This window comes from Bartonella sp. AU55XJBT, from assembly GCF_028618525.1.
On record NZ_JAQITC010000006.1, the window covers coordinates 49,901 to 62,581 of the forward strand.

Here is a 12,681-nt window from a genome sequence, read left to right on the forward strand (position 1 = left end):
GGGATATTGTGCGCATCAGAATAATAAAATTTTTGAGCGGAATTTTTATTACAGTTATCTTTTTATTTGGGGTGGGGATTTTCGTTTTACCGTATCTTGTCTCTACGGATGTGATTCGTATTCGTTTAGGGCAAGAGTTGAGTGCATGGACGGGGTATAATGTGCAATTGCGTGATCCACCGCGGTTAAATCTTTTTCCTTATCCTAAAGCGTTGCTTTCTGGCATTACTTTAACATCAAAAATGGATGATGTTGCACCATTAATGGAAGCTGAATCAATAGAAGTTGATCTTTCTGTCGTCGATCTTCTTTGGGGGCGTGTTTCTTTTTCAGAGACGCGGATTGTGCGTCCTCAATTTGTTATGGAAAAGCCCGTTAAAACAATGGCAGATTTTTTTGATCGATTTTCTCACTCACAAGGCGCCTTAGGGTTAGCCATACGCAAGGCACGTGAAATATTAAAACATAACCCTGAACATCCAGAGATAGAACACCTTTTAAAACAACCTTTTGGGCGGATTGTTATTAAAAATGGTGCTCTTGTGTATCATGACAGCTTTTCAGGAGTAGCAGAAAAAATAACAGGATTAAATGCGACTTTAGATTGGCCAGAATCGACTGAGGAAGTACGGTTGCGTGCAGATGCTCGTTGGCGCGGAGAATTTACAAAATTATCAATTGATGCTTCTCAAGCATTGTTGCTTTTGGCAGGAGGAAAAAGCCAGGTTAAGGCAAGTCTTAATTCTGTACGTGGGGGAATAACTTTTACAGGGCAGGCTCGGTTATCTGAATATTATATTTTTGATGGAAAGGTGTCGATGCGTTCACCAAGCTGGAATCAGACATTGTCTTGGATTGGAGAGAATCAGTTTTGGGGACATAGATTAACAATACCCATTGTATGGGAATCTCATTTTTTAGCGCGACCAATGCATATCCAAATGAACAGTGTTGCATTTACGATGGGGAAATCCAATGCACGTGGGGCTTTGGAACTTGATTTTCAAGATTATGTACCAAGTGTCATGGGCTCTTTAGCATTTGATAACTTAGACATTAACCTCTTGGACTCAATGTTTTTTTCGGATAAAAAGAAAAATTCATTCTTTGATATGGCGCTTTTTGATCGTATTGGGGTGGATATACGACTTTCTGCGCCACAAGCCAAAATAGGAAATATTTCACTTACAAATTTAGCAGCTGCGATGCAAATAAGAAATGGGCATGGGATTTTTGATCTTGGACATGTCAATATTTGGGGTGGATCCGTTCAAAGTAATATTGAAGTTACGCCAGCTGGACAGAAAATACGTATTGAAGGAACTATTTCAGGGGCTTCTATTGATACGCAGGAGGCTTTAGAAGCCTTAGGATTTATTCCATTTGTACAGAGCAAAACAAATTTTACCGCAGCGATACAAACACTTGTGGGTTCTTGGATGGAAGTTTTTACAAAAATGCAGGGTGGATTAACGCTAAAGATGTCTTCTGGGAAGCTCTTAGGGTATGATTTGAATGAATTACAAACAAAACTTTCAAGCAAACAACAATTTCTTTTAACCAATAATGATTCTCTCTCCACAAGTTTTGATCACTGGGATATTCAGACAAGTTTTTCAGCAGCTATGATGAAGGTGACAGAGTCATTGATGTGTACAACAGACTTGAGTTTATCCATACAGGGGTCTGTTACAACTGCTCTTGCTCAAGGGCAGCAGAATGAATTGATATTACAGGCACAATTACGCAAAAATCATAGATCAGAAACTTTATGTAAAGATGTCCAATGTCTTGCTAACAGCCTTGCGTGGCCTTTTACATTTTCTCTGAGCTCTAAAGGACAAGATCATGGTAATTTTTGGGTTACAAAAGACATTGACACAGATTGAGTATTGTTTTTCATCTGTATAACGCTCTATTTTATAATAATATTTTGTCTCTTTGCAATTTAAAGTCGTTTTTAAATTTAAATAAGAGATTTCAAGATCATAAGATTCTCCTACTTTAAATCTATTCGTGATGAAACCAAAAATCTTCCTCTTCCTCACATAAATGCAGTTGTTATGTGGATAAACAATTTAAGAGAGGAATAAAAACGCCTCTCTCTGGAATTTTCCAAATACAGGAGAGTCATAATATGCGTGCAAATCTTAGAAAATTGTTAAAAAATATTTTGTTGCCTTAAAACATTAAGGGCATATCAGCCAGTGTTTATTGAATCTGAGAAGAAATACCATAACCATCTTTGGTAACTGCACGCTTTCCATCTGCTCCAACAGAACCAATTCCCACTGTAATCAAAATAAAGGCTAAGAGAGTTGTAATCGTAATAATGGTAGCTTTTTTAGCAGACATATCTTTCCTCCACTGATGCATCAATGACTGAATGCAAAGATGAATGGTGTATTATTTAAACTTTTATGAAAGCAGAATCACTGAACGATCTATTGGTTCCTATCATTATCTCATAAAGTTAAAAAAACTCTATAATTCTTTAATATATTATAGTTCTATAGATATAATTTTTTCTTTTTGTTATATATTTTTTCATTTCTTGATGACGATAGTGAGCATTGGCAAGATTTTATGCGCATAAATTATAAACTTAAAAGATTATTTATCCGACAGACATTGGCTTTGAATGAAGAAATAAAAATAGAGGGGGCACAAGCTTCTTATCTTGTGCATGTTTTGCGGATGAAGGAAGGAGAGAAAATTTTACTTTTTAATGGACAGGATGGTGAGTGGCTTGCTAGACTTATCATTGTTAAGAAGAAATTTGTTGTGGTTCAGCTTATCCATCAAGAAAGATTACAAGCGACGCATTCCAATCTTATTTATTGCTTTGCTCCACTCAAAAATGCGCGGTTGGATTATATGGTGCAGAAAGCTGTTGAAATGGGGGTATCGATTTTGCAGCCTGTTATAACGCATCATACGCAGGTTACGCGTATTAATATGGCGCGTATGGAAGCCAATGTTATTGAAGCTTCTGAACAGTGCGGCATTTTATCTCTCCCTAAATGCGTATCGGCTCTATCATTAGCAGAGCTTTTAGGACGGTGGGATGAGACACAGCCTTTATTTTTTTGTGATGAAGAGCATCAATCGCATAATCCATTAGCTTCTTTTAAAAAGCGTGACGTTATAGCACCTGGTGTTCTCATTGGACCAGAAGGTGGATTTAGTGAAGAAGAGCGGAGCTTTTTAAAAAAACATCCTTTTGTTGTTCCAATATCATTAGGCCCGCGTATTTTACGCGCTGACACTGCCGCTGTTGCGGCTTTGGCTCTTCTTAATGCTACCGTGGGGGATTGGTCAATGGATTGAGATATCTGTAAAATCATTCTAAACAATTCATTTAAGATGATGATACCAATGATAGGATACGATAAGTTATGGCGCTTGATGTAATGGATGAAAGTGAAGTTTATAACTTAGATTCCTTGGTTAGCTATTTCCAAGGGGGGTATAAAGCAGAAGAAGATTGGCGTATTGGTACAGAACATGAAAAATTTCCGTTTTATAGAGATGGTTTTCGTCCTGTTCCTTATGACGGTGAGAGAGGAATCCGAGCGCTTTTAGAGAGGATGCAAAGCGCTTTAGGATGGAGCCCTATTTTAGATGAAGAGAATATTATTGGGCTCGTAGGATCAGTTGATCAGGGAGCTATTTCTTTGGAACCTGGGGGACAATTTGAATTATCTGGTGCACCACTAAAATCAGTGGGCCATACGTATCACGAGTTGATGGAGCATTTAGCTCTTCTCAAGAAAATTGCGGAACCATTGGGTATTGGTTTTTTGGGGATGGGAGCAAGCCCGAAGTGGACGTTAGCTGAAACGCCGAAAATGCCTAAATCACGTTATCAGATTATGACTGATTATATGCCGAAAGTTGGGCATAATGGCCTTAATATGATGTATCGCACATCAACGGTCCAGGTTAATCTTGATTTTTCCTCTGAAAGTGATATGCGGCGAAAAATGCAAGTATCTATGAAATTACAGTCCATTGCGACCGCCTTATTTGCAAGTTCACCTTTTACAGAAGGACGCCCAAATGGCTTTTTGTCATGGCGTTCTGAAATTTGGCGTGATACGGATAATCACAGGACAGGCGTTCTTCCCTTTATATTTTCTGAGCATTTTGGTTTTGCTGATTACGTTGAATGGGCCCTTGATGTTCCCATGTATTTTGTTGTACGTGATGGCCGTTATTATGATTGTACACATATAACGTTTCGTCAGTTTATGAATGGAGCATTAAAAGGATACGTTGCAAATTCAATTCCAAACATGGGAGATTGGATTAATCACTTATCAACGTTATTTCCTGAAGTCCGCTTAAAAAGATTTTTAGAAATGAGAGGCGCTGATTGCGGTTCTTGGAAGCGCATTTGTGCATTGTCGGCTTTTTGGGTTGGGCTTCTTTATGATAGAGAAGCGCTTAACGAGGCAGAGGCTTTGACCAAAGATTGGTGCTTTGAAGAAGTTTTAGACATGCGCCAACGCGTTCCCAAAGAAGGGTTAAAAACCCCTTTTCGTCAAACCATTCTTTTAGAATTAGCCCGTCAAGCTATCGCGATTGCACGCAAGGGCTTAAAAAATCGCAAACAGTATGATGCAAATGGTTTTGATGAAACAAATTTTCTTAATCCTTTAGAAGAGGTTGTGGCAACAGGGCAAACAGATGCTGAAAAACTTTTGTTTCATTACTCTTCTATTTGGAATGAGTCTGTCGAACCTGTATTTTTAGAATGCGCCTATTAAATTGAAGGCAAAGACACTTTGTACTTTTTAAAAACTGTATATTATCATAGTGGTTCATTTGTTTTAGAGAGAATATCCCCCTTTCTTTCAACATTGCTCATAAGGAATATAATATAAAGATCTCAAGAATACTAAAGATGACAACGATGACGATATTTCTGTAACCTCCATGTTATATCGGAGTGCTAAAGATGATTTGATCTATTTAGCTTTTTATAAAACATTTTTTATCCGCTTGGCTTATTTCTCTTATGACGGGGGGATAGAGAATAATTTTATTACTTTTAAATAAGAGATAAAAAATATTATTTATATTCAATAGTCTCAACACTATGCTTATAAAAATACGAAGTGTTTTATTCTGAAGAGTAAAAATGCAAAACCTCAGTTTGTTATGCTGATAAGCCACAAACTCTTCATTTTTTGTTGCTTCCATTTTTAATAGAAAGATTGCATGGGGGGCTTATATTTTTTTTGTGACATTATACGATATCGTTATACCTTCATCATGAAGGCAATAGCTGGATTTTCAAAAACGGTAGGAAAATTACAAGGTATCATTTTCTCTATACGGATAATGTGTTTTTTTGGTTAATGCTCGTTGGAGAATCTAGAAATTTTCTACGTATTCAAACATCAGATCACTAAAAGTCTGCTTCAAGTTTTTTAAGGAAAAGGTCTTTTATCAATAAATAAAATAGCATTCTATTTGACTATTTAGCAGATCTTCATATTGGGTTCTTTACTTAAAAATCAAGCAGCGTCCATAAAAGATAAGTATCGTGTGGTAATGCTTTAAGATATCTAATTATGAAGATTCATTTGTTGTTCTATTCAATGATTTCTAAAACGATCCCTTATCCTATTCTGTAGATGTGACAGGTTCCATCTTACTGTTAAATATTTTTATATATTCTTTTGCTATTTCCCCTTTTTCGCGATATCCTGAGTTTCTATTGAGATATGACTGATAAAGTTCATCGTACAGATTCATATCGTTCACTTTTGTATATCCAAGTGATATTAATACAGCAAACAAAAGTATTAATAGAGAAGATAAAATAATAAATGTTATGGTACGTTTCATGAGTGATTTAACTCCTTATCTTTGATAAATAGACCGATATTGAATACGGCTATTATGACGGTTGATATCACTTAATTTGGTTATATCAACAGGATATAGGCTATTTTTGTTGGTATTATGTTTTAGGTTGTGTTAAATAATATTATTCATTATTGGTTGTATTTCCTTTCAATAGGATCGTGATTTTTCAAGCCTTCACATTTGCGATTTTTTTGTTATTGAGAGGGCATATTTTTGTGCCTAAGGGAATTTCAAAAAGTAAAAAAGCTTTCCTAAAAAGCTTTTGAGAGTGCAGTCCATAAAATTGTAAGATGGTTAATTTTTCAGAAAATTCATGAATGTTTGTTTGTTAATGAATCATTTTTTAAGAAAGCTTTTTTCAACTTAAAGGGAAAAAGAGAGTAATAAGGACTTTGATAGAATAAGATAGGTTGTTAATTATTCAGTATTAAAATGCAATGAAGGGTGTTTATATTTCTCTTTTTAAACTATTTGATAAGCTCTTTAATTTTAAAGAGTGGAGAAATAAATTTATTTATTTTCTTTAAACAGTTATTCGTAGATAAAAAATTCTCTTTTAATCTATAAATTAAAAAAATAATGATTTTTTAAAATCCTTATAAGTTTTATACCTTAATTTTAAATATTATGCATTGCTTTTGAATGATGCATAATATTCACCATCAATTATAACTAATAGTGGGTATAGACTGGGCATAGACAATGACATTTAATTTATTTCTATTTGTTATTTTTTTATTGTGGATTGCTCAAAGTAAGAGAATGCAATGGAGTCTTTCACGCCGTGTCATGTTGGGGCTTATCTTTGGCTTGATTTTTGGTGCTGTTTTACAGGTTGTTTATGGAGAAGGTGAAGTTACTTTGTTGAAATCCGTTGAATGGTTTAACATTGTTGGGAATGGTTACATCTTGTTACTCCAAATGATTGTTATGCCATTGGTTTTTATCTCTATCGTTTCAGCGGTTGCTCATTTGCATTCTGTTTATGCTGTTGGAAAAATGAGTATAATGACCATTTCAATATTGCTCTTTACAACGGCTCTTTCAGCGTTGGTTGGCGTTTTAGTCGTGAATGCCTTTGGTTTAACCGCAAATGGTTTGGTGCATGAAGGGCAAAATGTTTCTACTGTTCTTGGAGATCGTATTTCTCAACTTGGAGATATGAATATTCCAAAGATGATTTTATCCTTGATTCCTAAAAACCCCTTTGCTGAGTTAAGTGGTTCCAAGCGGACATCAATTATCAGTGTTGTTATTTTTGCGTCATTTTTAGGGGCTGCGGTTCTTCTTTTGAAGAAAGATGAGCCAGAAAAAGGGGAAAAAGCACTTTTATTTATTCAAGTGGCACAAGCTTGGATTATGCGGTTAGTTCGTCTTGTGATTGCTTTAACGCCTTATGGTATTTTTGCACTTATGACGAAAGTAGGAGCATCTTCGCATGTTGCAGATATTTTAAATTTACTCGTTTTTATCGTTGCTTCTTATGTCGGTATTATTTTAATTTTTGGCATTCATGGTGTGTTGCTCGGCATATCAGGAATTAACCCCTTTCGTTTTTTCAAAAAGGTTTTGCCGGTTTTAACATTTGCTTTTAGCAGTCGTTCAAGTGCTGCAAGTATTCCTTTGAATATTGAAGCACAAACACAGTGGATAGGTGTACCGCAATCCATTGCGAGTTTTGCAGCTTCTTTTGGGGCAACAATTGGACAAAATGGGTGTGCTGGTCTTTATCCAGCGATGCTTGCGACCATGATTGCACCAACTATGGGAATTAATCCTCTTGATCCTACTTGGATTGCGACGCTTGTTGGGATTGTAACATTGAGTTCCATTGGTGTTGCTGGTGTGGGAGGAGGGGCTATTTTTGCAGCATTGATTGTGTTACCAATCATGGGACTTCCTGTGACTTTGGTCGCTGTCCTTATCTCTATTGAGCCGCTGATTGATATGGGACGTACCGCTTTAAATGTGAGTGATTCGATGATAGCAGGAACGATCACCAGTCAAATATTACGAGCAACGGATAAAAGTATTTTTGAAAAATGATTTTGGGTTATATTTTTTTGGGTTTTAAAACCTCTGTAAGAGATATTTTCCCAGAACCAGGGTGTAGAGGCTTTTGTTGATTGGGGTGAGGAGCCCAACCAGAGAGCCATATGAAAGAAAAATGGGCACGAATACGTCCATCAGGATCGCTAAATTTTTGTGCGTAGATTTCAGCAGCGCGGAGAAAAAAGCGTTTGGAGACAGGGCGTCGTGAGCGATTGATGAGGGCATTTTGCATTCCCATCGCTTTAAGATCGTGCATAAGGTCAAACATTGTATTATAACGTATTGTAATCTCTTCAACATCGGTTACAGGAAGAGCAAATCCAACACGCTGTAAAAGAGCGCCTGCATCACGAATGTCGACAAAAGGATAGATTCTAGGGCTTGCTCCACCATAAATTTCAATTTCAGCCTGTAGGAGACATTCACGTAATTCTTTGAGAGTATCAGCTCCTGTCATAACAGCTAAAAATAAGCCATCTGGTTTAAGGGTGTTTTTTATCTGGCTTAGAACTCCAGGGGTATCATTCGTCAATTGTAATGAAAGAAGTGAAACAATAAGATCACAATAATTTTGAGGGAAATCAAGAAACTCTCGATGACGTAAATGAAATTTTTTATCATGGCTTTGATAAAGCGTATCGGTTTCAATACGCTCGATAGAACAAACCTTTCCAGATTTTATGAGAGCTTGCGTGGCAAGATCTGTATGGCTGTGTAAATCAAGGGCTAATGTAAAGATACGGTCAACAGTGCTAAGACGTTGATAGAGATCTTCTGCCGTGAGAGAGAGTAAAAAGTCATATCCTTTTTTTGCTTTTTGGAAAGCACGTTTGCGGAATTGTTCAATGCGGTTATGATCAAAAATTAAAGGATACGGCATATTATGGAACACTTTCGATCTATGAAAGAATATATTTTGAAAAGGTTCATGTTTGTGCGCGCTCTGTCAAGTTTATAATGTGAAAGAAAAATAAGTTTATAGGAGCTTAAGAGTTTTTAAAGAAATTAAATTTATAAATTGAGGAAAGACAAAGGAACTTTTGTTCTACGGGGAACTTGTAAAAGCCTAAATTTATAATGTTTTACTTTCGAGAAGCGGCTTTAAATAGCGGGGATGTACTCAGTCAATTCATTGAGCACTTTAAAACGATGCTTTATCCACCAATTTGTCCTGGATGTAAGCAAAATGTTTCTGCTTATGGTACGATTTGCTCTGAATGTTGGAAAGACCTCCAATTTATTACGAAACCTTATTGTCCTGTTATGGGGACGCCTTTTGTTTGTGATATGGGGGATGGTTTTCTCAGTGGTGAAGCGCTGCGTAATTCTTACCCTTTTTCACGCGTTCGCTCAGCCATTATTCATAAAGGACTTGCACGCACTTTGGTAACGCGCTTAAAATATGGTGATCATATAGAATTGGCCTCTTTTATGGCCAATTGGATGATATCTGCTGGACGTGAGGTTATCGATGAGTGTGATGTTATTATTCCCATTCCATTGCATTTTCGTCGTTTTTGGGAAAGGCGTTATAATCAATCTGCTGAGCTTGCACGTTATATTGCAGCATCACAAAAAAAACTTTTAAAACCCAGTTGGCTTATTCGTTGTCGGCATACGCGCCCGCAGGTTAGTCTTTCTTCAAGAGAAAGAAAACTTAACGTAAAAAATGCCTTTAAGGTTTCGCATAAAGTTAAAAAATATCTCAAAGGATGTTCTATTTTACTGATTGATGATGTATTTACAACGGGTGCAACAGTTACAGCAGCTGCTGCTGCATTAAAATATGCAGGCGCACGACGGGTTGATGTGCTAACATTTTCGCGTGTCCTTAAAGAAGATTCTATTTTTCCTTCTTTTCAATAGGAACTTAAAGTGGATATTATTAAAAAATACTTGGAGGATAATACTTATGAAAGAGATAATCATTTATACACGTCCTAACTGTCCTTATTGCACAAAAGCACGTGATTTGCTTGATAAAAAAGGCGTAAAATATACAGATATTGATGCTTCCACGTCCCTTCGTCAAGAAATGGTACAGCGCGCGAATGGACGTAATACATTTCCACAAATTTTTATAGGTGATTATCACGTTGGCGGTTGTGATGATCTTTATGCTTTAGAAGCTGAGGGAAAACTCAATTCTTTATTGCAAGACATATAATCGCTGTAAATAACTACCTTTAAGATTATTACATTCCTTAAGACCGTTTTGCGAGAAGGAGATAGTTAACATCCATGTCTTTTGAGCGATTCCAGCTGTCGTTTAATGGATTATAAGTAATCCCTATCTCATCAATGACAGACAGAGCGTTTTTTGATAAGAAATTTTTAAGCTCTTGAGGTTTTAGGAATTTTTTATAATCATGGGTTCCTTTAGGGAGCCAACGGAGGATATATTCAGCGCCTACAATAGCAAGTCCCCATGCTTTCCACGTGCGGTTGAGTGTTGCAACAAACATCAACCCTTGTGGTTTTAGCATTTTTGCTGTCGCTTTTATGAAGAGATTAACCTCAGCGACATGTTCAACAACTTCCATATTAAGGATGATATCAAATTTTTCTCCTTCATTGGCGAGTGCTTCTGCCGTTGTCGTGCGATAATCAATTGAAAGGTTATTTTGGGCTGCATGGATTTTTGCAACTTCAATATTCGTTTGTGCGGCGTCAACGCCTACAACGATAGCGCCAAGACGTGCCATGGGTTCACATAACAAGCCTCCTCCACAGCCAATATCAAGAATTTTCAAATTATCAAAAGGCGTCAGTGAAACAGGGTCACGATTAAACTCTAAACAGATTTTTTCTCTGATGTAAGCAAGACGTGTTGGATTAAATTGATGAAGAGGTCGAAATTTTCCTTGTGGATTCCACCATTCTGTAGCAATCCGTGAGAAGTGATCAATTTCACTTTGATCAACTGTTGTTTGTGTTTCATCTATCATGCTGCCTTCCTTTTATTTTTAATGATCAAGTCCAGTAGGTTTTATACAAAGTCAAGAAAAATTAATATAACCATAATGAAACTTGCACAAATGATAGATATTCGCTATGTCGAGAAAATGGTTAGTTGATACAGCATCTCACTCTCATTATCGTTTAAGATAAGAGATGTAAGGGTAAGAGTGTTATTAATGGCGCGCATTGTCATGAAATTTGGTGGAACATCTGTCGCAAACATTGAATGTATTCATAATGTTGCACGGCATGTCAAAAGAGAGGTTGATGCAGGCAATGAGGTTGCTGTTGTAGTCTCTGCGATGGCGGGTAAAACCAATGAGCTGGTCCAGTGGACGTGTGATGCTTCATCCATACATAGAGATGCTCGGGAATATGATGTTGTGGTTGCTTCTGGTGAACAAGTCACTTCAGGTTTGTTGGCTTTGACACTTCAAGCAATGGGTGTCAATGCACGTTCATGGCTTGGCTGGCAGATCCCTATTCATACAGACAATGCGCATGGCCGTGCGCGTATTACTGATATTGATGGATCTTTTTTAATAGAGTGTTTTCAGAAAGGTCAGGTTGCCGTTATTGCTGGTTTTCAGGGGTTAGCGCCGGATAATCGGATTTCTACCTTAGGGCGTGGGGGATCAGATACAAGTGCTGTTGCTATAGCAGCAGCTGTACAAGCTGATCGCTGTGATATTTATACAGATGTGGATGGTGTTTATACGACAGATCCACGTATAGAACCGAAAGCGCGCCGTTTACCGAAAGTAGCTTTTGAAGAAATGCTAGAGATGGCTTCTCTTGGGGCAAAAGTTTTACAAGTTCGTTCTGTTGAATTGGCCATGGTTCATAAGGTTCGTACCTTTGTGCGTTCAAGTTTTGAGGATCCTGATGCATTAGGCATGGAGGATCCAATGAGTTCTTCTGGAACACTTATTTGCGATGAGGATGAGATCGTGGAACAACAAAATGTTACTGGTATTGCTTTTGCTAAGGATGAGGCACAAATTTCGCTGCGTCGGCTTGCTGATCGTCCGGGGATTTCGGCAGCAATTTTTGGTCCCTTGGCTGAAGAGTGCATTAATGTTGATATGATTGTGCAGAATATTTCTGAAGATGGCTCGAAAACGGATATGACTTTTACTGTACCATCAGCCGATGTAGAAAAAGCTGTTGCACTTCTTGAGAAAAATCGCAAAGAAATAGGATTTGATGTTCTCCAATTTGAAAGCGATCTTGCCAAAATATCTGTGATTGGTATTGGAATGCGCAGCCATGCAGGTGTTGCGGCTACAGCTTTCAAGGCTTTGGCTGAAAAAGGTATTAATATTCAAGCAATCACGACTTCTGAGATTAAGATTTCTGTTTTGATTGATAGCGCTTATACTGAACTTGCGGTGAGAACATTACATGCTGTTTATGGACTGGATAAGAGTTAAATATTTTAAAACGCTCAATTTTAAGAACATAAAGTTTTCATATGTATGAATGCTTTGCTTTATAAGCATAATTTAGACATTCCGTTTAAATAAGAATAATGAATACAGTGAAATTTTTTAATTTAAAATTTTCTTATAGTGAAGAAAAAAACTATTTGTTTGCGTGTTAAAAGCAAGATTGGCATAGGAATAAAAACTATTTCAGAGACAACACAAGATGCTTCTTATGAATCGTTTAGATATAAAAAAAAGGAAAAGGAGAACTGTTTACAAGAGGTGATTGGGAGGAAGAAGAATAGGCACCATATGTATGTTATAAAAGGGGGATGTATAATTCAAAATCAATATGATAGAG

11 protein-coding genes are annotated in these 12,681 nt (G+C 36.9%); 7 read left to right on the forward strand and 4 right to left on the reverse strand.

All coding sequences use genetic code 11. The annotated features are described in order from the left end of the window. The first annotated feature begins 8 nt into the window (after positions 1–8). Positions 9–1,889: an AsmA family protein gene (locus PVV70_RS04355; RefSeq protein ID WP_273758073.1), complete on the forward strand. Its 1,881-nt coding sequence runs from the start codon at positions 9–11 to the stop codon at positions 1,887–1,889. Between the two features lie 322 nt (positions 1,890–2,211). Here PVV70_RS04355 and PVV70_RS04360 read toward each other — a convergent pair whose 3' ends face one another. Beyond that, positions 2,212–2,355 (reverse strand): hypothetical protein, encoded by a 144-nt coding sequence (locus PVV70_RS04360; protein WP_273758074.1) that lies wholly within the window; start codon positions 2,353–2,355, stop codon positions 2,212–2,214. A 231-nt stretch (positions 2,356–2,586) separates the two neighbouring features. Between PVV70_RS04360 and PVV70_RS04365 the strand changes: the two genes are divergently transcribed. Together PVV70_RS04365 and PVV70_RS04370 are read left to right on the forward strand one after the other, a co-directional pair. Then, positions 2,587–3,330 carry a 16S rRNA (uracil(1498)-N(3))-methyltransferase gene (locus tag PVV70_RS04365; protein ID WP_273758075.1) on the forward strand — a complete coding sequence of 248 codons (744 nt, stop codon included), beginning with the start codon at positions 2,587–2,589 and terminating at the stop codon, positions 3,328–3,330. 68 nt (positions 3,331–3,398) lie between these two features. Continuing rightward, complete coding sequence (locus PVV70_RS04370; protein ID WP_273758076.1) at positions 3,399–4,772, forward strand: glutamate--cysteine ligase; 1,374 nt, start codon at positions 3,399–3,401, stop codon at positions 4,770–4,772. Positions 4,773–5,634: 862 nt separating this feature from the next. Here PVV70_RS04370 and PVV70_RS04375 read toward each other — a convergent pair. Continuing rightward, entirely contained in the window at positions 5,635–5,859 is a 225-nt protein-coding gene (locus tag PVV70_RS04375; RefSeq protein WP_273758077.1) for a hypothetical protein, read from the reverse strand. A 723-nt stretch (positions 5,860–6,582) separates the two neighbouring features. Here PVV70_RS04375 and PVV70_RS04380 point away from each other — a divergent pair. Then, entirely contained in the window at positions 6,583–7,926 is a 1,344-nt protein-coding gene (locus tag PVV70_RS04380) for an L-cystine transporter (protein WP_273758078.1), read from the forward strand. A 7-nt stretch (positions 7,927–7,933) separates the two neighbouring features. On the opposite strand, the gene PVV70_RS04385 is transcribed toward PVV70_RS04380, so the two are convergent. Continuing rightward, the gene (locus PVV70_RS04385) at positions 7,934–8,812 is read right to left on the reverse strand and encodes a methyltransferase domain-containing protein (RefSeq protein WP_273758079.1); all 879 of its coding nucleotides are present in this window, start codon (positions 8,810–8,812) and stop codon (positions 7,934–7,936) included. 197 nt (positions 8,813–9,009) lie between these two features. Between PVV70_RS04385 and PVV70_RS04390 the strand changes: the two genes are divergently transcribed. Next, complete coding sequence (locus PVV70_RS04390) at positions 9,010–9,798, forward strand: ComF family protein (RefSeq protein ID WP_273758081.1); 789 nt, start codon at positions 9,010–9,012, stop codon at positions 9,796–9,798. A 46-nt stretch (positions 9,799–9,844) separates the two neighbouring features. Continuing rightward, complete coding sequence (gene grxC / locus PVV70_RS04395; protein WP_273758082.1) at positions 9,845–10,099, forward strand: glutaredoxin 3; 255 nt, start codon at positions 9,845–9,847, stop codon at positions 10,097–10,099. Between the two features lie 37 nt (positions 10,100–10,136). On the opposite strand, the gene ubiG is transcribed toward grxC, so the two are convergent. After that, positions 10,137–10,880 (reverse strand): bifunctional 2-polyprenyl-6-hydroxyphenol methylase/3-demethylubiquinol 3-O-methyltransferase UbiG, encoded by a 744-nt coding sequence (gene ubiG, locus PVV70_RS04400; protein ID WP_273758083.1) that lies wholly within the window; start codon positions 10,878–10,880, stop codon positions 10,137–10,139. 189 nt (positions 10,881–11,069) lie between these two features. On the opposite strand from ubiG, the gene PVV70_RS04405 reads away from it, so the two are divergent. Continuing rightward, positions 11,070–12,326, forward strand: a complete 1,257-nt coding sequence (locus PVV70_RS04405; RefSeq protein ID WP_273758084.1) for an aspartate kinase — start codon at positions 11,070–11,072, stop codon at positions 12,324–12,326. Positions 12,327–12,681: the final 355 nt, after the last annotated feature.